This window comes from Salmonella sp. SAL04202, assembly GCF_046550775.1.
In the GTDB taxonomy this organism is placed as follows: Bacteria; Pseudomonadota; Gammaproteobacteria; order Enterobacterales; family Enterobacteriaceae; genus Salmonella; species Salmonella enterica.
In genome coordinates, this window is the sequence record NZ_JBGDXK010000002.1 from 42,349 (window position 1) to 62,657 (window position 20,309).

Genomic DNA, 20,309 nt, shown 5'->3' on the forward strand with positions numbered 1-20,309 from the left:
GGGCTGGTCACGCGTGTCACAAGTCTGTTATACTTACCTTACACATTGGGGCTGATTCTGGATTCGACGGGATTTGCGAAACCCAAGGTGCATGCCGAGGGGCGGTTGGCCTCGTAAAAAGCCGCAAAAAAATAGTCGCAAACGACGAAAACTACGCTTTAGCAGCTTAATAACCTGCTTAGAGCCCTCTCTCCCTAGCCTCCGCTCTTAGGACGGGGATCAAGAGAGGTCAAACCCAAAAGAGATCGCGTGGATGCCCTGCCTGGGGTTGAAGCGTTAAAACTAATCAGGCTAGTCTGGTAGTGGCGTGTCCGTCCGCAGGTGCCAGGCGAATGTAAAGACTGACTAAGCATGTAGTACCGAGGATGTAGGAATTTCGGACGCGGGTTCAACTCCCGCCAGCTCCACCAATCATGATTGGACTGTGCCAGGACAGCACCAGAAAAAACAGGGAGTTAGCAGTCTCAGCAGGACACCGACCAGACGGTGAGGGGACAAGAAAGGATACGCAAAGGAGCCGCGGCTCTTTGATGACACAGAAGCCCGCTTATGCGGGCTTTTTTGTACTCATTAGCTCAAGGCCGAATTCTTGCCTCGATAACTTTTTGATACAGTGTGATTGCTTCATCAACCAGAGCCAATGGATAGCAAGTGTTGATATTAATCCCTGAAGGACATTTAATCTTCTCGGCACCAGTTTCGCTACGTAGTTTCTCACACCACTGCCAGATCTCCTCGACAGAGTATCCCTCAAGCTCAAGTTCTAACAGGCGTTGCGGAACACTCCTGAATTTTGATAAATCCCTTAAACTTTCTAACGAGTTAACTTTTAGTTCAACCTGGTTTACCCGGCTCTCGAGTTCTTCGCGCCTTTCAATCTCCATCACTAAAGCTTGAACTGTTTGCTGAAGACTATTTGCGAAAGCACTCAGTTCCGAACGTTCCTGCTTAGGAGGGGGCGGATAAACACCAAACTCACGAATTGAGGGCAGAACACTATGAAAGAGCCAGCGTTGGAATTTTTTCCCTGCTGCTGTCGTATCTTGAGCAAGGACCCTGTATAAACCTGGCTCAGTGAGGAAAGTTTCAGAAATTGTCTCGCCATCTACAATAAGAGGAACGTTTCTGAATTCATCTGGATCTAGCGTCTTAATTACTGCTTTAAGAACAGTGATAAGACTTTGGGATGTTTTACCATCAAGCTTTCTGTTTTCTGCTGAAAGAGTCTTCAAAACGTCCGAGAGTGAAACAAAAAGTTGTCCTTTTTCGTTCATACTACGAATGTAATTTTCGCCACACTCCCCTTCGTAGCAAAGTTGTAACAAGTTTTTTTGCACGCTACCCCTCCTTAGTTTTTTTGATTATACCGTCGGCAGCAAAATTGTCATGGGTATAGTACTAAGTCACATTCTCCTATAAAACTGAAAAATCGTACACTTAGGATGAATTCCCCTAACTTCGGGCAGTGAATCGCCACAGGTTTAACAGACACCTCAGAGTCATTTAAGATGACTTAAAGAGAGGTGCCCATGAGCGGTAAGCGTTATCCCGAAGAGTTTAAAATTGAAGCGGTCAAACAGGTTGTTGATCGTGGTTATTCTGTTTCCAGCGTTGCAACACGTCTTGATATCACCCCCCCCACCAATTACAAGGACGCCACCAAATAAAACAAGGGGCAACGTGAAAACGTAGCTCCTATTTGTTGTCTATGTCTACTTTACGTCCACCAAATTAAAGGATTTAACGCCAGAATTAATGCAGTCACTAAAAGTATGGCACTAACTACTTTAGGAAGAGGCGTCCGTCACATCACTGCACGGAAAGTCCACACAGAACACGATCCGCCGCCGGACACCGTTAAATTGCCCCGCAACGTGTTATCAATACTACTACCTACGCTTCCCGTTACCTTGTTGTCGGTACGTTTACCTCATTGTCTGAAAGGTTATGTGCGAAGTTATCATTAATAATCCACGGGCGTCTGGTATGCGAATCCAGTTCCCCCAATCCTGGCACTTTGCCTGTGCGACCATACGCGCGTAAATAAGCCTGAAACCAAACTTCACCGCTTAACGCTCTCCTCTTTCCCGATTTTTACGCAAAAAATCATCACATGATCAAGTGTCGTATTAGTTATTGCATTTTACAAATGATATTGGTAATTATTATCATTCTCATTAACAACTTGTTCGATTTATGACGTGGAGAGAGAGGATTTCTCATGCGTATTCTGTTTGTCGGTCCACCACTGTATGGACTGCTATACCCTGTGCTGTCCCTGGCGCAAGCGTTTCGTGTTAATGGCCATGAAGTGCTGATTGCAAGCGGTGGAAAATTTGCACAGAAAGCAGCAGAAGCTGGGTTGGTGGTATTTGACGCTGCGCCTGGTTTCGATTCGGAAGCGGGTTATCGCCGTCAGGAGGCATTACGAAAAGAAAATAACATTGGAACAAAAATGGGGAACTTCTCATTCTTCAGCGAAGAGATGACTGACCCGCTGGTCGCGTTCGCCGGGCAGTGGCGACCAGATCTCATCGTCTACCCTCCCCTTGGGGTCGTTGGACCACTGATTGCCGCTAAGTATGACATTCCGGTAGTGATGCAAACCGTCGGCTTCGGTCATACGCCCTGGCACATCAAAGGCGTGACGAAATCACTTTCTGACGCCTACCGCCGCCATGGGGTCAGCGCGCCACCAAGAGATCTGGCGTGGATAGACGTCACACCGCCCAGCATGAGCATACTGCAAAATGACGGAGAGCCGGTTATCTCCATGCAATACGTCCCGTATAACGGCGGCGCCGTCTGGGAAGAATGGTGGGAACGTACACCTGATCGCAAGCGTCTTCTGGTCAGCCTCGGCACCGTCAAACCGATGGTGGATGGCCTGGATCTGATTTCCTGGGTAATGGATTCTGCCGGCGAAGTAGATGCCGAAATCATCCTGCATCTTCCGGCAAACGCCCGCTCGGATTTACGTTCACTGCCGCCGAATGTCCGTCTGGTCGACTGGCTTCCGATGGGCGTTTTCCTTAACGGCGCCGACGGTTTTATCCACCATGGCGGCGCAGGCAACACCCTGACGGCGCTGCATGCCGGCATTCCGCAGATAGTCTTTGGCCAGGGTGCCGACAGACCCGTCAATGCCCGCGCCGTGGTCGAGCGCGGATGCGGCATTATTCCCGGTAAGAGCGGGCTTACCAGCAGCATGATCAATACCTTCCTCGGTAATCGCGCGCTTCGCGAGGCGTCGCAGGAGGTCGCGGCGGAAATGGCGGCCCAGCCTTGCCCGACCGAGGTGGCAAAAAAACTGATCGCCATGCTGCAACACGGCTAACCGCGGCAGCGCAATGACAATGTGGCGGCTGAACCCAGATTGCGTCGCCATATCTCATCTTTCACCGATAAGGAGGCTTAATGCCCGCGACTCATTCCCCCATGCCCGCTCGTGCCTGGATAGTTCGCCTTGCCCGCGTGTGTTGGGAACGTAAAACACTGAGCATCATTGTCATCGTAGCATCAGTATCGACCATTTTACTGGCTGCGCTGACGCCGCTAATAACGCGTCAGGCCGTCAATGACGCGATAGCAGGCGATACGGCCCGCCTGCCGTTACTTGCCTGCGGCCTGCTATTAATTGCCCTTTTTGATTTTATCGGGAATTACGTGCGCCGCGGCTATGCCGGAGAACTCTCGTTGTGGGTTCAGCATACGTTACGTAGCCGTGCGTTCGACAGTATTCAAAAACTGGACGGCGCAGGCCAGGACGCCTTGCGTACCGGGCAGGTCATTTCGCGTACCAACAGCGATCTTCAACAGGTACACACCTTGCTACAGATGTGCCCGGTGCCGCTGGCGGTGCTCACTTACTATGTGGCCGGTATCGCGGTGATGCTATGGATGTCGCCATCCATGACGCTTATCGTGATTTGCGTACTGGCCGCCCTTGCTATTACCGCCCTGCGCGCCCGTCGCCGTGTTTTCGCGCAAACGGGGCTTGCCTCAGACCGGCTGGCGCACATGACGGAACATATGCGCGAAGTATTGGAACAGATCTCAGTGGTGAAGTCCTGCGTGGCGGAGTTACGCGAAACGCGTTGGCTCGATGGTCAGTCGCGGCAGATGGTGCGGGTACGCATCGGCGCCGCTATCTCGCAGGCGATGCCGGGCGCAACCATGCTGGCGCTACCAGTGATAGGGCAAATCGTCCTACTGTGCTATGGCGGCTGGTCGGTGATGAATGGGCGCATCGATCTGGGAACCTTCGTTGCGTTCGCGAGTTTTCTCGCTATGTTGACCGGCCCCACCCGCGTACTGGCATCGTTTTTGGTTATCGCACAGCGCACACAGGCGTCGGTGGAGCGCGTCTTCGCGCTTATCGACACGCGTTCTCGCATGGAAGACGGTACTGAGTCGGTTGAAGGTCAGATTATCGGGCTGGACGTGGAGAAGATGAGTTTCCACTACGACAACGGTAACCGTATCCTCAATGAGATCTCGTTTTCCATTCACGCCGGTGAAACCGTGGCAGTGGTTGGCGCATCCGGCTCCGGGAAATCAACGTTGCTGATGTTGCTGGCGCGCTTTTACGATCCCACCTCCGGCGGGGTGTGGCTCAACACCACTGCGGGTCAACAGAATATTCGCGACCTGAAACTGACGGCGCTTCGTCGTCGCGTTGGCGTAGTGTTTGAAGACGCGTTTCTGTTTGCCGGTACGGTGGCGGAAAACATCGCCTATGGGCACCCGCAAGCGACTCAGGACGACATCCGACGCGCCGCCGATGCCGCAGGCGCCAGCGGGTTCATCAATGCGCTACCGCAGGGGTTCAACACCCGACTGGCCGAACGCGGAAGCAACCTCTCCGGCGGCCAACGCCAGCGTATTGCGCTAGCCCGGGCATTGATTACCGCGCCGGAACTGCTGATTCTCGATGACACCACCTCGGCGGTCGATGCCGGTACTGAAGCGGAAATTAATACGGCTCTTGGTCGTTATGCCGATAATGAGCATATGCTGCTGGTGATTGCACGCCGCCGTTCAACACTGCAGTTAGCCGATCGGATCGTCGTGCTGGATAAAGGCCGCGTCGTGGATATCGGTACCCAGGCGGAGCTGGATGCAAGGTGTCCGACGTTTCGCTCGCTGATGAGCGGCGAGGGGGATTTTCTCGCCCTTGCCCCGGCAGAACAACGTACGCTATGGCCAACAACGCAGGCGGTAAAATCCGACGACGCGCATGAGCGCCAGACAACCGCCGGAAAAGGTTTTGTCGACCGGATGACGCGCGTTCCAGAACGCGCCGTACAGATGGCGCTGGCAGGCCACGGGCGTCAAGTCTCATCGCTGCTGACGCCAGTAGCCTGGATGTTCGTCATCGCCGCCCTGCTTATCGCGCTTGATTCCGCCGCAGGCGTTGGCGTGCTGGTGCTTTTGCAGCGCGGTATTGACTCAGGCGTTGCCGCAGGGGATATGTCGACTATTGGCATATGCGCCCTGCTCGCGCTGTGCCTGGTGGCGATCGGTTGGTGCTGCTATGCGCTGCAAACGATCTTCGCCGCCCGCGCGGCAGAGTCGGTACAGCATACGGTACGCTTACGCAGCTTCAGCCACCTGCTACGCCTGAGTCTTCCCTGGCACGAGAAGCACATCGACTCGCGTCTTACTCGCATGACCGTCGACGTTGATTCACTCGCCCGATTTCTGCAAAACGGTCTTGCCAGCGCGGCCACCAGCATCGTGACGATGGTCGCTATCGCCGCGGCAATGTTCTGGCTTGACCCCATTCTTGCGTTAACGGCATTAAGCGCCGTACCTGTAGTGATACTGGCGACGTGGATTTACCGCCGTTTGAGCTCGCCTGCTTACGCCCAGGCACGGCTGGAAATTGGTAAGGTGAACAGTACGCTTCAGGAAAAGGTCTCCGGTATGCGGGTAGTGCAGTCACACGGTCAACAGAAGCAGGAAGCCGCCAGGCTACGGGCGTTATCAGACAACTTCCGCGCCACCCGCGTGCGGGCGCAAAAATACCTTGCTGTCTATTTTCCGTTCCTGACCTTCTGCACCGAGGCTGCCTATGCCGCCGTGCTTTTAATCGGAGCGACCCGGGTCGCCGAAGGCGAAATGACGCCCGGGATACTGGCGGCGTTCTTCCTGCTATTGGGACAATTTTATGGCCCGGTACAGCAGTTGTCAGGCATTGTCGATTCCTGGCAGCAGGCGACCGCCAGCGGCAAACATATCAATGCGCTATTGGCGACTGAGGAAACGGAGAATATTGAACCGTCCTCCATAACGCCTGGCACTGGCGGCGCGCTACGTCTGGAGGCATTGACATTCCGCTATCCCGAAAAAACGCAACCTGTGCTTGATAATCTCTCGCTCACCATTCCGCCAGGAACGGTAGTCGCGGTGGTCGGACGTAGCGGCGCCGGCAAATCGACGCTGATCAAGCTGCTGGCCGGGCTCTACTCTCCCGGCAGCGGGCAAATCCGTGTCGGTGAGCGCCTAATTGATGCCGCGTCGCTTAGTGATTATCGTCGCCAGACGGGGCTGGTCACTCAGGATGTCGCATTATTTAGCGGCGATATTGCCGAAAATATCCGCTATTCACGGCCAGACAGCAGCGACACGGAGGTGGAGATCGCGGCGCGACAGGCGGGACTCTTTGAAACTGTGCAACATCTGCCGCTGGGGTTTCGTACTCCGGTCAATAACGGCGGCACGGATCTGTCCGCGGGCCAGCGTCAGTTGATTGCCCTCGCCCGCGCCCAACTGGCGCAGGCGCACATTCTGCTGCTCGACGAGGCGACAGCGCGTATCGACCGCAGCGCCGAGGAGCGCTTAATAACCTCGCTTACCGGAGTGACGCATACCGAGAAACGCATCGCGCTTATCGTCGCGCACCGACTGACCACCGCTCGCCGCTGCGATGTTATTGTCGTAATCGATAAAGGATGTATCGCTGAATATGGCAGCCATGAGCAGTTGATAGCGGCTCATGGCCTGTATGCTCGTCTGTGGCGGGCCAGCGTCGGCCAGACACGCGATACGCAAGGAGAGGTCGTAGGATAGTTTTTATCGCCACGATTTACGCAAAAGAAAGCCCGCAAGCGGCTGTTCCTGTAACAGCCGCTTTAGCTATTGATACTGACCGAAATATAAATGAGATGGAATACAAAGAATGAGACTGAGCCCGCCCGTCGCTCCTGTCGCTATACAGACCGCTACGCGCCTTCGCCGTCAACTCGCCGCCGGAAGCCAGGTTGACGCTTCTCACTTCTGGCGAGAAGCAAACTCGCTCGCACTGCCGCTGGTGACAGCCATTAACGGCGCAGACGATGAACGGGAAGTCACCTTCCTGTGGCGTGCCGCCTCTCCTCTGCGGGGGGTTTATGTTCGCCTGAACCGTGTCACCGATAAAGATAACGTGGCGAAAGGTATGATGACGCAACTGCCCACAACGGATATCTGGCATCTGACGCTTCGCTTACCGGCGTCCTACTGCGGTTCCTATACGATGGTCGAAATACCACCGAAAACCCCGGACGAGACGGTGTTGCAGCTTGGAAGCCGTTTCGCCTCCCTTGTCGGGAAGGCGGACCCGCTGAACAGCACGCCGGGAATAAATGTTCGGGGCAATGCGCAGGAGTCCGTTCTGGCGTTGGATCATGCCCCGGCACAGGAGGAGTGGTCAGGCTGTCGCGCTTACGCCGGGCAGCTTTTCACCTCAGAACATCGGCTCGCCGGACAACGTCGCCGTGTGCGGCTGTATCTTCCTGACGTTCCTGTCGAACAACCGCTGGGCTTGCTGGTACTCACGGATGGCGAGATCTGGTTCGACCATCTTGGGGTAAGCGCCGCCATTGACGCCGCCATCCGCAGCGGACGCATCGCGCCGGTGGCCGTACTCGGCATTGATAACATCAACGCGCGTGAACGCGTCGCAATCCTCGGCGGTCGCCGCGAGCTGGTGCTCGACATTGCCGAACGCCTGCTGCCAACCCTTCGCGCCAAATACCCGGAACGGCGGTGGGCGGACCGTACACAAACGGTGCTGGCTGGGCAAAGCCTCGGCGGCGTGACCGCGCTGATGGCGGCCCGCCACGCGCCAGAGAGCTTCGGCCTGGTGCTGAGCCACTCCCCCTCAATGTGGTGGACGCCGGACAACCGCAACCGCCCGAACCATTTCAGCGCAGAAGAGCGCTCATGGGTCAGCGAACATGTGTTATCCGCGCCCTCGCCAGCCGTACGTACGCATCTGTGCGTGGGATCGCTGGAAGGTTCGACGGTCCCGCAGGTCAAACAGTTGCATGAAAAATTGCGCGCCGCCGGCGTTGAAAGCCATTGCAGCGTGTACACCGGCGGTCACGATTATGCCTGGTGGCGCGGCGCGCTGATTGACGGATTACGTCTACTGCCCCGATAAAACTTCACCTGCCAAAAAGGAATCACATCCGATGTATGGTCGCCAGTACCACAACAAGTGCTATCGCATGGCGCTATTTTTAGTGAGTTTTTGTTTTAGCGCGCTGAGTTATGCGCAGCCGGATATGCAGCCATTAGGGCCGAATATCGCTGATAAAGGTTCGGGATATTACCATTTTAGGGTCAATGACTTTCAATCTGCCGATGGCGCAAGACATTACCGGGTATGGACCGCTATTCCCAATAAAGCCGCCCCGCCGTCGGGTTATCCTGTCTTATATATGCTGGACGGCAACGCAGTGATGGACAGACTGCCGGAGACGCTGCTCAAACAGCTGGCAGACCACTCGCCGCCGGTGATTGTAGCGATTGGCTATCAGACTAACCTGCCGTTTGATCTTAACGGCAGAGCTTATGACTATACGCCGGCGCCGGGAATCGATCGCGAAGGCAGTGAAAATAACCCGCGTTTTCATCGTAAAACCGGCGGTGGGCCAGCGTTCCGCCAGCTACTGGAGAGACATATCGCGCCGCAGGTGGAACAAGGAATAACCATCAACCCCGAACGGCGCGGGGTATGGGGACATTCTTATGGCGGCCTGTTCGCTTTGGACTCCTGGCTGTCGTCATCCTTCTTTCATATCTATTACAGCGCCAGCCCGTCACTCAGCAGGGATAACTTTGCCCTGTTGAATCGCCTTACGGCAGTGAAGCCGTCGCCGTTCTACCATAAAAAACTCATTATAATGGAAGGTTCAGCGTCGAATGGAGATAGCAGGCAACGCCAGATGGCCGAGCTCCTGCAAAAAGTTCAGGAGACCGTGAGAACGCTTGAGAACAACGGCGTTAACGCGGCCCTGCAGCATTACCCGGGCCTGGGCCACGGGCCCATGTTTAACGCCTCTTTTCGCAGTGCATTGCTGGATATCAGTCGCGAACCGGCAAGCCAAAAACCACGCTGCCATTAACCCGCCGCCAGAATATGCCCGCCAGCGGCGGGCATAATCCATCAAAACGAGGCCGTCACACCGGCATAATAAGCCCGCCCCGGTTCGTTATAGGTATTTGCCCCTTCGGCGGAGCGATAGATCTGTTTATCGAAGATATTGCTGATACCGACATTAAGACGCAGGTTCTTATTGATATCGTAGTTAACGTTAGCGCCGACCAGTGAGTAAGCCCCCAGCGCTTTCCCGGACAATCCTTTGGTCTCTTCACTACGCGACTCCGCATGTGTTCGCGGTTTTTGCTTGCCGTATAACGTCCAGTTGACGTTAGCGGAGAGCGCGCTGGTGATAGTCCAGTCGAGGAAGGTATTCACCGTATATTTCGGGATTATCGATAAGGGATTGCCGGTATCTTTTTGCTCAGAAGCAATCATATAAGTCGCATTGGTATTCCAGTTCAGACGGTCCGGCATCAGCGGAACAGTCATGCTGGCTTCAATACCTTCAATCAGCGCTTTACCGCCGTTCTGCCATTGCAATACATAAGCGCCAGATGCGCTTCTGCCAATAATTTTATCACCTGCGACAATCTTATTCTGATAATCGTTACGGAAATACGTGACGCTTGCGTGGTAATCGTCTACGGTAAATTCCAGCCCGATCTCTTTATTGATGCTAATTTCAGGATCGAGGTTCTTATTACCGACCAGGTAACAGCCGCCCGACGTAATATCTTTTGGACAACCGTTGCCTTTCGAATAGAGTAAATACCCCTCACTGGTTTGATACAAGTTCGGTGCCTTAAAGGCACGGGCAATACCGGCTTTCACCTTGACGTATTCACCTAACTCCTGGGAAAGGTTAAGACTGGGACTAAAATTACTCCCGGATTCGCTCAAATAGTCAAAACGCAGACCCGGAATAATATTGGTACCGGCCATGGGTTCGATATTATCTTCAACGTACAGCGCACTGATTTCCGATTTATTTTTGCTGCTACGGTTAGCCGCCGAACCGGAAATCCCGGCGATATTGCTATCCTTAACCGTCAGACTGGTAGAGGAAGGATCGCTCAGCTCATCGCGGTTCCACTCCGCGCCGACGGTGAGCGTTTGCTCAAATAGCCATATCACCGGGACATTCACCTCGCCGCTGGTGCGATACGAGGTCAGGCGGTTAGTGGTGAACGTCTGGTCGTTGGTAATACGCCCCTCGCCGCCGCCGGAGAGCCCCTCATTCATGCGGGTGTTATCGGTTTTTTCATAGTAGAACCCCAGGCGGCTTTGCCCCCAGTCCCAGATGCCGTTATGAGTTAGACCGTAATTCTGCCGGTACAGGCGATTGGTCTCCCGCCCGGACTGCGCCAGACTTTTGGTAACCGCGTTTGAAGTACTGTTTTGCGTATCGCCAGCATAAATATTCCCCTGCCGACTATATCCCGCTTCAAAATCAAGGATTTGCTGCGGGGTCATTTTCCATGAGAAGACGCTATTAATATCTTTATTGGTGACCCCCTCCCGTCCGGCGGCATTTTTGGTACCGGCGGAGGAGTTAATATCCCAGCTATCGGCATCGGTTCTGTTGAGATTACCGTACAGGCGCATCGTCAACGTATCTCCAGCCAACGGGCCGCTAAGGCTAAAGTTACCCCGCCGGGTGTCACCTTCTTTGCTGCTTTCCGGCTGGTTGGTATAGAGCGACAGCGAACCGTGCCAGTCATTAGTGGGGCGTTTGGTGATGATATTCACCACCCCACCTGCGGCACCGGAGCCATAGCGCGCGGCGGCGGGCCCACGGATCACTTCAATACGTTCTACCATCTCCGGCGGCACCCAGTTCGTATCGCCACGGGTGTCGCGTTCTCCGCGCCAGCTATAGCGAACCGAATTTCGCGACGTCACCGGCACGCCGTCAATCAGCACTAAGGTATTTTCCGGCCCCATACCACGAATATCAATTTGTCGGTTATTTCCGCGCGTCCCCGAGGCGCTATTGCCGGTAAGATTAACCCCAGGCATCTTACGAATAATATCGGCAAGATCGTTAACGGGAGGATTCTTCTGAATATCGTCACGAGTAATAATCGAAACGCCCGGCTGTTGCTTTAATACTTGCTCGGCGGTGGATTCAACCACCATCGTTTCGCCGTTGTCGTCAGTAGATTCTGCTGCTGATAATGGACTATTAACCCCTGTAGAAACCACGGTTATTAACCAGAGGAACTTATTAACTCTCATACCCATTCCCTAAATAATGTCTAAAGTAGCGCTGTTGCCCTCAAGCTCACATCCTTGCCAGGTTACGTCTATATAGTAATTATTATCATATGCTAATGATAATAATTATCATTCAATTAAGAAAAAGGCAATCTTTCGACCACAAAAATCTGGTAATAAAAAAACGGAAACGGGATTTTGCAATATGACTCTCTGTCCGGGCTCCGCTTTGCCAGTAAATCCGGGAAGGGGGGCAGAATGCGCCTACTGAACGGAGGTTTTACAAAATAGGAGTAGAGAAATAAAACTATTTTTCAAAGCGTTAATGACAAGAAACACCCTGGTAAGATGGTATAGCACGGTTCAGGGTTCACCGGCGCTTCCCTGCCGACGGCGAACCGTTCTTACAGTTTGCCAGCGACTTTCCCGCTGGGTAATGGTGGGATCGGATACGATTGTAGTCATTCGATATTTGATGATGAAAGTGATGTTGGCGCCAAAATACAAAGCGCCTGGTAATATTTATCAGGCGCTTTGCAGACTGAAAACCATTAAACATCGGTTTCTCGTTCTCCAGGAACTACTGGAAAATATGGCAACCCACAGTTAGTGGATTTTACTGTCGGGTCTTGCCAGGGATGTTGTGTTACCCCCAGGTCTTTTAAAAGACCTCGTAACAGCACTAACTCACTGGGTGTCATTTTTTGCTTTGGTTCACCCTCCTTAGGTGGACGAATATCCTCCTGACTAGTACATGTAACACAATAACCTTTTAACTCTATCCACTTAGGCTTAGGGGGGGCCTTAGGATCGGGAGGCGTCGGGCTGGCAACGCACGAACAGGCACTTATACATCCAGGCATAACGTTTTCCTTTTCAAACAATTCGCTTTAGTTGGAAGTTCTACTTGAGAAAATAGAAATAGTTATTCAGATATTTTGATCGTCGCATACTCCTGTAATAATAAAAGATACTGTAAATAATTAACTCTCGGCTACTATTCAGTAGCAGATTGTCATTCTTACATTGCTTTTATTTCAGATTCACGTCAAAAAGGGCTAAATATTTTCACTATAAAATTCGTTAAAGAGTGTTTGTGTACTTGTAGACATTCTGGCGTCTTCGGTACGCAAATGGGTTAGTGTACAATCTTTAAAACAGGTATTGTTTAAATTAGCCTCAGCCAAATCAGCCCCGTCCAGGTTCGTAGAAATGAAACTCGCCTTTCGCAGGTTTGCCCGGGTTAAGATAGCGCCTTCCATATCAGCAGCCATTATAGTAGCACTCTTTAATGTCGCACCGCTCATATCGGCGCGTATAAGGGTTGCGCCTGAAATATTAGCATGCTCCATATTTGCACCGGAACAAAGACATTCTACCATGCTACAGCCTAACAGACTTGCGTGTTGTAAATTGGCGCCGGTAAGATTAGCGCGATCGAGGGTAGCGCCACACATAATACTATCTTCCAGACAGGCGTTCATTAAATTACTGTCGCCTAATGATGCTCCCGATAGATTTGCCCCCTTAAGATTTGCACCGTCACAATCCGCCATGAACAGTACTGCCCCCCCTAAATCTGCGTCGCTTAGGTCTGCGCCACATAAATTTTCTGCCGTCAGATTTGCTCCGGTAAGGACAGCGCCTTTAAGATTCATGCCTCCCTGGGCAGTTAACATTACAGAATCCTGAGGGAGAGAAAATTCGCATCTGAATAGTAAAACTCGACATATTTTTTCAAAAGAGGCAAACGGAATTTCTCTCGTCTCAAAATTGTCGCCTTTACTGACCCGTACAATAACTTGTCCAGCTTCGTTATTCTCACCAGGAAGATTAAATTCGACACGACACCCATCCACATCCTCCAGTATGATGTTTTCTGGCAACGGAGCACCTCTGTCATGCATTGAACTTTTCAATGTATCAGCCATAACCTCTATCAATTCCTGATATTGTGCTTCATTTTTCCGACGTACCCCACCACAGGTAAAAAAGTTAATGATATGTTCCAGAATAGTTTTGGGAGAGGTGACTTGCCGCATAGCAGCAGAAGTCCCCGCGCCAAAAGCAGATGTAGCCATACCAGCCAGACTATCGAGTGAACGCTGCATATATTTTCTCCCAGAGAGAGCAACACAGTACATGATAAAATTTATCATATAGATTTGCATTTAGAGATAAGGTGAATACCCCCTTTGCGTCTGGTTACATAATCACGTATCACGGCGCTTTGCTGTCTGGCTTACACAATACCAGCCAAATAAATATATTGGCTTATACTCGTCATACTTCAAGTTGCATGTGCTGCGGCTGCGTTCCCTCACCCCAGTCACTTACTTTAGTAAGCTCCTGGGGATTCGCTCGCTTGCCGCCTTCCTGCAACTCGAATTATTTAGAACATAAACATTATTTAAAATAATAAACACGGCATTCGTTTTAATACCACGTTCAGGACTCATCCCACTCATTAGCAGAAAACCTATTAAAAAGCGTGTTCAGGCATTTTATTGTTGCCATTGATAAACTGTTTAACAACATCGTCTGTACAGGCCTTCTTCGTTGCCTTTACGTTTAACTCAATCAGGCTACCGTCTCGGTTATAAGTCCATCGAGTAGTAGAGCCGTAGTATGACGATGCAGCAAAGTGATATGGAAAGATATAATCCATTATTAATGTTAAAAGAAGTCATGGCGCAGACGCCTTATCGCCATAAACGCTGGGGAGAGCGTAAGTTTCGCTATAAATTTGTATTACGTTGCCTTATTAACCCCATAACGACAATTAAATACTTCAATGAATTATGCCATCTGTCTCAGCCCAGAACGCTGATCATTCATCGTCCACTGTTGCCGGCAAAAATCCAGCGGCCCTATTTGTATACCGGGCTTAGCATACGTTGCCGGGCAAGAGCTATTCTGGAACACTACCAGTTCGTTCAGTCCTTTCCGGAAAGTAAAATTAAAAAGATCCTCCTGTCCGAGGAACAAATCTTGCTCGCTCACCTGGAAGGAAAAAACGACGCTCTGGTAGATATCTACTGCGGTCCCTGTGGCTATGACAGAGAAGGTGAACTGACATTAACGCTGTGCTTCAATGATACGCCGTTGGCACGTTTATCATTTTCCTTTATCCGCCATGAAGGGAAGCAAATAGCACTGGTTGCCGGGTTACAAGGGCCCAGTAAACATGTCGGCCCACAAGTCATACGTAACGCCACCAAAGATTGTTACGGTCTCTTTCCTAAACGGATGCTGTATGAAGCATTTGCGACATTGATGCAGGCCTGTAATGTCGACGAGATTTATGCGGTAAGTGAAAACAACCATGTTTATCGTCAACTCAGGTACTTATTCCAGAAGAAAAAAACTTTTGTGGCCAGCTATAGTGAATTCTGGGAGTCGCTAAACGGCGTTAAGAAAGGTGCCTTATATCATCTGCCATCACAGGTGATGCGTAAAGCGCCTGAAAGTATCCCCAGCAAAAAACGCGCAGAGTATCGGAAACGCTATCATATTCTGGATACAATAATACAAGAGGTTAACAGCCTCTCCCGGTAGAACTATTTCATACGCGGATGTGCAGATCCTGCTACTGTTCAGCGGATCTTTTGAAATCTGTATCGCTACTGAATGGTTAAATACAGAATGGCTTGCGAGTGAAAAGTGCGGCATTAAACCGTCGCTTTCACTCATACTATGATCAACATCTTAATCTTATTCCCTTCACCATAACGTCATCGATTAGCATGTTAACCATTAAATACAAGCTAAACATTTGTCACATTTTTATTTGGTTGAGCAAAAAAATAATACAAAATAGAATTTTCAGTAAGCTAAGTCAGGAGTTTTGGTGAAAATACAAGAAGTTAAGCGTATATTAACCCGCTGGCAGCCGTCTTCCTTTACCCTATACCGGGAGGTGTTTACGCAATACGGCGGTAGTATCAATATGCACCCAGATATTGTGGATTATTTTATGAAGCGCCATAACTGGCATTTTAAATTCTTCCACTATAAAGAAGACGATAAGATTAAAGGCGCCTACTTTATCTGTAATGATCAAAATATTGGCATCCTGACGCGCAGAACCTTCCCGCTATCGTCAGATGAAATACTTATTCCGATGGCGCCAGATTTACGCTGCTTCTTACCCGATCGTACTAACCGGCTTTCGGCGTTGCATCAGCCACAAATACGCAATGCCATATGGAAACTCACCAGAAAAAAACAAAATTGTCTGGTCAAAGAAACGTTCTCTTCTAAGTTTGAAAAAAGACGCCGTAATGAATATCAGCAATTTCTTAAAAAAGGCGGTAGTGTAAAAAGCGTTGCTGATTGTTCTTCTGATGAACTGACTCATATTTTTATCGAGTTATTTAAGTCTCGTTTCGGCAATACTTTATCTTGCTATCCCGCTGATAACCTTGCCACCTTTTTTAGTCAACTGCATCACCTTCTGTTTGGGCATATTCTTTATATTGAAGGGATACCTTGTGCATTTGATATCGTACTGAAATCTGAAAGCCAGATGAACGTCTACTTTGACGTATCTAATGGTGCAATTAAAAATGAGTTCAGGCCACTCAGTCCCGGCAGCATACTGATGTGGCTAAATATTAACCGCGCCAGACATTACTGCCAGGAAAGACAAAAAAAATTGCTTTTTTCCATCGGCATACTAAGGCCTGAATGGGAATATAAGCGCATGTGGTCGACCCCCTATTTTACCGGGAAATCGATTTGCTAAGAAGAAAGCCTGGACGTAAATATGTTTTTACGCCCAGGTTTTTCATAAATCCTGATGAACTGATAAAAAACGAAATTTAATCAGAATTTAAAAAATAAGTTAACCACCATATAATCATAATGACAATTACTCGAAATTCACTTACACTATACTCGGTTTTATGGAATTGATTAACACGGTATGTTACAGATAACGTGCTAAAAAGCGTGCAGCGGTTATACATTTTCATATGTGTGTGTCATTAACCTGGCGTCAGGAACAGATGATGATGACAACTACCCTTTTATCTCTTCTGGCCTGGCATACCGTCAGTAGATTAAAGGTGTAGCCTTGCTTTATGGCATTACAAAAATGTGGGTGAGGTCTATGCTCAATGTATACGTTATTTGTAACAACGCTCTTGTGCATAAACAATACGTTATTGCCAACAGCACTGAACGGGTACAGTGGTTCTTGCTGACAACAGGCTTAAAGATCGCCTTAACACGGGATACCTGATAACTGGATTATATTATGACACATGCAGACTGGCTGATTCTTGGGTATACAACTGTTATTATTATTTTTGGTATTGTATGTTATATCGGATTGCTTAAATTGATAACGAAAGGCAAGCATGAAAAATAACGCACTTACCGGGAAGAATATACTCTCAGGAGATAAAATGCTTCGGCAATGATATGACACCACTGCCGAAATGCTATTTTTACAGAAATCAATCAGGTATTGAGGGTGATTTTATCATAGCCGCGCCAGCGATAATTCAACAACGAGAGCAGCCAGAATAGCACGAAAGCGCCCACTACCCAGAAGCCCACATTCCCCATATGATCGTTAAGCGTGCTTACGGTCTGCCAAAATGTTCCGCTTAACTGTAACGCATCATCAATCAACCCCAGCGCCTCAAGCCCGCCAATCGCCAGCGCGACAATGACGGATGCGGCGGTAATGGTCATATTATAATAAAGCTTACGTAATGGATGCGAGAAAGCCCAACCGTAAGCGCCGACCATGACAAAGTTATCCAGGGAATCCACCAGCGCCATCCCGGCGGTAAACAGCACAGGAAAAATCATCATCGACCAGAGAGATAGCCCCTGGTTGGCTGCTGAAGCGGAAATGCCCAGCAACCCAACCTCGGTTGCGGTATCAAATCCCAGACCAAACAGAAAACCGACAAAATACATATGCCAACTGGAAGTGACCAAACGAAACGTACGCTGAAATATACGCGTCATCAGCCCGCCAGGTATCGCCTCGTCATGCGCCCTCACTGACTCGCCGCGGGTAACCGAGCGAAATTGCCGCCAGACGTTGAACAAAATAAACAGGTTAAGCAGGGCCATCGCCAGCAGAAAAAAAGCGGAAACAGCCGTACCAATCAACGAACCATATTGATGCAAAACATCAATACGATCGCGAAATGCCATCGACGTCACAACAATCGCCAGACATGCCAGAACGACAATGGTCGAATGACCCAATGAAAAAAATGCCCCCACGCCTAAAGGCGTTTTACCCTGCTGCATCAGTTTACGGGTGACGGTATCGATGGCTGCGATATGATCGGCATCAACCGCATGACGCAGCCCAAAGCTATACGCCAGTATGGCTGCGCTTAGCATGACTGCATGGTGATGAAAAACACAGAACGCCCAAATCCAGGCCAGGATGTTAACCCCAACAAGAAAGACGGTTAATGCTATTCCCCGTCGTTTAGTATGATTATTCATGCCCCTGCACCCACTATATTTTTAATTAACGCTACGGTTTGTAGGGGGAATGTATGATCATTTGATTAAAACGTCACACCTCAAGATGCGACTTTTTGTAAACGTGCTTTACCGCTGACACATTTGTGCGCATTACTGCGGAACAAGGCTTAAAAAGCGTATCCGAACGTATAACCCTCCCAACGCTTCACTACGGGAAAAATGGGGATGAGTACGGTGCAGGCGTGCGATATCATTGACCAAAGCCAGACCAATGCCCGCCCCGGCCACATTTCCTACGTTATCGAGCCGGTGGAACGGCTGTAGCGCCAGATGGATATGTTCATCATCAATGCCGGGGCCGCTATCTTCGACAACCAGCGTCACGGCATCGCCATCCCGTTCAAGCCGCGCGGTGACGATGCCTTGCTCAGGCGTGTATTTCAGCGCATTATCCAGCAAGTTTCCGCACAGCTCGCTAAGCAGTACCTCATCCCCCTCGATCCACATCGCTTCCTGTTCGCCTTCGTAGCCCAGGTCGATATGTTTACTCCGTGCCTGCGCCAGGCGGGTAAAACAGCCGCTCTGTACGATATCGTACAGATTCACCGGGGAAAAACGCCGCTCGCCCTGCTCTTTATGCTTTACCGCAGAAAGTTGCAACAATCTTTCCGTGAGCTGAATGGTGCTATCCAGCGTTACGCTCATCGCCTGCAGACTTTCGTACCAGTGATGAGGGTGCTGGCTGGCTAACGCCACCGCCGCCTGCGTTTTTAACACCGCCAGCGGCGTTTTTAACTGGTGAGAAGCATCGGCGCTAAAGCGTTCCTGCCGGGAGAGAATGCCGCGGAGCCTGTCAATGTAGCGATTAAACGCCACGATTAACAAGCGTGTTTCCGACCACGGCAGCAGTTCCGGCAGCGGCGTTAACAGACCCGGTTCGCGGCGTACCATTAATGATGAAAGTTGACGCATAGGGCGCAGGATCCGGCGTAATAACCAGCCAACCAGCACCAGGGTTAGCAGCACCAGCAGACCCTGTGAGATCCAGGAAGAGAACAGCAGTTGGCCCGCCAGATAACGACGGGACTGCAGCGTCTCTGCGACATAAATCTCCGCCATGCCGATAATGCCGCCTTCGTTGACCGGCTGTAGCAAACGCGCCACGCGGATCGCCTCGCCGCGATACTCGGTATGATAGAACCACGCCAGCGCCGGATAAAGCCGGGTACGGGGCGTAGCGGGCGGCATGACGGGCAGATCGTCATAACCGGAAATGACCTTTCCGGAAGGGTCGACGACTTTGTAATAGAGTCGATCATTCATATTAAGCTCGAAGCTATCCAGCACCACCCAGGGCACGTTAACTTCCAGATGCTTATTGCGCACCACCAGCCGTTCCGATACCGTTCGCGCCGAGGAGAGCAACGTACGATCATAAGCCTGAGTGGCGGCCTGTAGCGCATTGACATAGCTGTTAAACGCCGACAGCCCCCATAGCAGAATCAGCGGCAACCCCAGGAACAGCAAGAGTTGCAGGTACAACGATTGCGGCTTAACCCACTTCATCGCCGCGCTCCAGCACATAACCCAGGCCGCGCAGCGTCGTAATTCGTACATCGCTTCCCTGGAGTTTTTTACGCAGTCGATGAATATAAAGTTCGATGCTTTCAGGGCTTACCTCATCGTTCAGGCTGAACACCTGTTCAAAAAGCTGCTGACGCGAAACCGGCCGCGTTCGTCGGTACATCAATACGGTTAAGAGCGCCTGCTCACGCGGCGTCAGCGCTAACGGTTGTCCCTGTAACAGAAAATACCCTTCATCATGAAAGATCAATTCCCCCAGTTGCTGAACTTCATGGACCTGCCCAGCGCTGCGTCGGAGCAAGGCCCGTAAACGGGCATCCAGCTCTTCCAGTTCAAAGGGTTTCGGCAGATAGTCATCGGCGCCGACGTTGAGACCTTTTACGCGATCCGCCACCGCGCTTCGCGCCGTGAGCAGCAAAACGGGTAAGGTCTGACCGCGTTTACGCAGCCGTTGCACCACCTCCAGTCCATCCATTCCCGGCATATTGATATCCAGCACCGCCAGCGCGTACATTTCACTGTGCAGAAGATGGTCAGCCGCCAGGCCGTCAAATACGCAGTCCACGGCAAAGCCGTTTTGCACCAGCGCTTTCTCCAGCCAGTGAGCCAGCTCACGGTTATCTTCCGCCAATAAGAGACGCATATCACATCCTGTAAAGTTTCTGCCGCATTG

General features: G+C 50.9%; 13 protein-coding genes, 1 other RNA gene and 1 pseudogene. 8 read left to right on the forward strand and 7 right to left on the reverse strand.

The genetic code is table 11. The annotated features are described in order from the left end of the window. The first annotated feature begins 47 nt into the window (after window positions 1-47). Window positions 48-410: a transfer-messenger RNA gene (ssrA, locus tag ACLJQJ_RS10460) on the forward strand. A gap of 165 nt (window positions 411-575) precedes the next feature. Here ssrA and ACLJQJ_RS10465 read toward each other — a convergent pair. After that, window positions 576-1,337 carry a Bro-N domain-containing protein gene (locus tag ACLJQJ_RS10465; protein WP_020899111.1) on the reverse strand — a complete coding sequence of 254 codons (762 nt, stop codon included), beginning with the start codon at window positions 1,335-1,337 and terminating at the stop codon, window positions 576-578. A gap of 192 nt (window positions 1,338-1,529) precedes the next feature. Between ACLJQJ_RS10465 and ACLJQJ_RS10470 the strand changes: the two are divergent. The 5 genes and pseudogenes from ACLJQJ_RS10470 to ACLJQJ_RS10490 all read left to right on the forward strand — a co-directional run. Next, window positions 1,530-1,649: pseudogene (locus ACLJQJ_RS10470) on the forward strand (transposase); the annotation flags it as partial. A 572-nt stretch (window positions 1,650-2,221) separates the two neighbouring features. Continuing rightward, window positions 2,222-3,337, forward strand: coding sequence for a salmochelin biosynthesis C-glycosyltransferase IroB (gene iroB, locus ACLJQJ_RS10475; RefSeq protein WP_023216370.1), 1,116 nt, complete (start codon window positions 2,222-2,224; stop codon window positions 3,335-3,337). 80 nt (window positions 3,338-3,417) lie between these two features. Next, on the forward strand, window positions 3,418-7,074 hold the full coding sequence (iroC, locus tag ACLJQJ_RS10480) for a salmochelin/enterobactin export ABC transporter IroC (protein WP_063808939.1): 3,657 nt from the start codon (window positions 3,418-3,420) through the stop codon (window positions 7,072-7,074). A gap of 109 nt (window positions 7,075-7,183) precedes the next feature. Further along, the gene (locus ACLJQJ_RS10485) at window positions 7,184-8,428 is read left to right on the forward strand and encodes an esterase family protein (RefSeq protein ID WP_063808938.1); all 1,245 of its coding nucleotides are present in this window, start codon (window positions 7,184-7,186) and stop codon (window positions 8,426-8,428) included. 31 nt (window positions 8,429-8,459) lie between these two features. Then, the gene (locus tag ACLJQJ_RS10490; protein ID WP_023231819.1) at window positions 8,460-9,395 is read left to right on the forward strand and encodes an alpha/beta hydrolase; all 936 of its coding nucleotides are present in this window, start codon (window positions 8,460-8,462) and stop codon (window positions 9,393-9,395) included. A gap of 41 nt (window positions 9,396-9,436) precedes the next feature. Here ACLJQJ_RS10490 and ACLJQJ_RS10495 read toward each other — a convergent pair whose 3' ends face one another. From ACLJQJ_RS10495 to pipB2, 3 genes are all read right to left on the reverse strand, one after another. Next, the gene (locus ACLJQJ_RS10495; protein ID WP_274595803.1) at window positions 9,437-11,611 is read right to left on the reverse strand and encodes a TonB-dependent siderophore receptor; all 2,175 of its coding nucleotides are present in this window, start codon (window positions 11,609-11,611) and stop codon (window positions 9,437-9,439) included. 530 nt (window positions 11,612-12,141) lie between these two features. Beyond that, window positions 12,142-12,474, reverse strand: coding sequence for a hypothetical protein (locus ACLJQJ_RS10500; protein WP_077248411.1), 333 nt, complete (start codon window positions 12,472-12,474; stop codon window positions 12,142-12,144). 174 nt (window positions 12,475-12,648) lie between these two features. After that, window positions 12,649-13,701, reverse strand: coding sequence for a type III secretion system effector PipB2 (gene pipB2 / locus ACLJQJ_RS10505; RefSeq protein WP_063808949.1), 1,053 nt, complete (start codon window positions 13,699-13,701; stop codon window positions 12,649-12,651). Between the two features lie 517 nt (window positions 13,702-14,218). Between pipB2 and ACLJQJ_RS10510 the strand changes: the two genes are divergently transcribed. Together ACLJQJ_RS10510 and ACLJQJ_RS10515 are read left to right on the forward strand one after the other, a co-directional pair. After that, window positions 14,219-15,148, forward strand: coding sequence for a VirK family antimicrobial peptide resistance protein (locus tag ACLJQJ_RS10510; RefSeq protein WP_047607362.1), 930 nt, complete (start codon window positions 14,219-14,221; stop codon window positions 15,146-15,148). 292 nt (window positions 15,149-15,440) lie between these two features. Next, window positions 15,441-16,337, forward strand: coding sequence for an antimicrobial resistance protein Mig-14 (locus ACLJQJ_RS10515; RefSeq protein WP_039589419.1), 897 nt, complete (start codon window positions 15,441-15,443; stop codon window positions 16,335-16,337). A gap of 719 nt (window positions 16,338-17,056) precedes the next feature. On the opposite strand, the gene ACLJQJ_RS10520 is transcribed toward ACLJQJ_RS10515, so the two are convergent. From ACLJQJ_RS10520 to tctD, 3 genes are all read right to left on the reverse strand, one after another. Continuing rightward, the gene (locus tag ACLJQJ_RS10520; RefSeq protein WP_001059351.1) at window positions 17,057-18,070 is read right to left on the reverse strand and encodes a HoxN/HupN/NixA family nickel/cobalt transporter; all 1,014 of its coding nucleotides are present in this window, start codon (window positions 18,068-18,070) and stop codon (window positions 17,057-17,059) included. A 132-nt stretch (window positions 18,071-18,202) separates the two neighbouring features. Further along, window positions 18,203-19,618 (reverse strand): sensor histidine kinase, encoded by a 1,416-nt coding sequence (locus ACLJQJ_RS10525; protein WP_047607356.1) that lies wholly within the window; start codon window positions 19,616-19,618, stop codon window positions 18,203-18,205. Continuing rightward, window positions 19,605-20,279 (reverse strand): transcriptional regulator TctD, encoded by a 675-nt coding sequence (tctD, locus tag ACLJQJ_RS10530; RefSeq protein WP_001237934.1) that lies wholly within the window; start codon window positions 20,277-20,279, stop codon window positions 19,605-19,607. The genes ACLJQJ_RS10525 and tctD overlap by 14 nt, the downstream gene beginning before the upstream one ends. Window positions 20,280-20,309 lie beyond the last annotated feature (30 nt).

Excerpts from the sequence above, each read along its gene's own strand:
- ACLJQJ_RS10525 (WP_047607356.1), bottom strand. The coding sequence starts at position 19,618 with ATGAAGTGGGTTAAGCCGCAATCGTTGTACCTGCAACTCTTGCTGTTC.
- tctD (WP_001237934.1), bottom strand. The coding sequence starts at position 20,279 with ATGCGTCTCTTATTGGCGGAAGATAACCGTGAGCTGGCTCACTGGCTG.
- ACLJQJ_RS10485 (WP_063808938.1), top strand. The coding sequence starts at position 7,184 with ATGAGACTGAGCCCGCCCGTCGCTCCTGTCGCTATACAGACCGCTACG.
- ACLJQJ_RS10520 (WP_001059351.1), bottom strand. The coding sequence starts at position 18,070 with ATGAATAATCATACTAAACGACGGGGAATAGCATTAACCGTCTTTCTT.
- ACLJQJ_RS10495 (WP_274595803.1), bottom strand. The coding sequence starts at position 11,611 with ATGAGAGTTAATAAGTTCCTCTGGTTAATAACCGTGGTTTCTACAGGG.
- iroC (WP_063808939.1), top strand. The coding sequence starts at position 3,418 with ATGCCCGCGACTCATTCCCCCATGCCCGCTCGTGCCTGGATAGTTCGC.
- ACLJQJ_RS10510 (WP_047607362.1), top strand. The coding sequence starts at position 14,219 with ATGACGATGCAGCAAAGTGATATGGAAAGATATAATCCATTATTAATG.
- pipB2 (WP_063808949.1), bottom strand. The coding sequence starts at position 13,701 with ATGCAGCGTTCACTCGATAGTCTGGCTGGTATGGCTACATCTGCTTTT.
- iroB (WP_023216370.1), top strand. The coding sequence starts at position 2,222 with ATGCGTATTCTGTTTGTCGGTCCACCACTGTATGGACTGCTATACCCT.
- ACLJQJ_RS10490 (WP_023231819.1), top strand. The coding sequence starts at position 8,460 with ATGTATGGTCGCCAGTACCACAACAAGTGCTATCGCATGGCGCTATTT.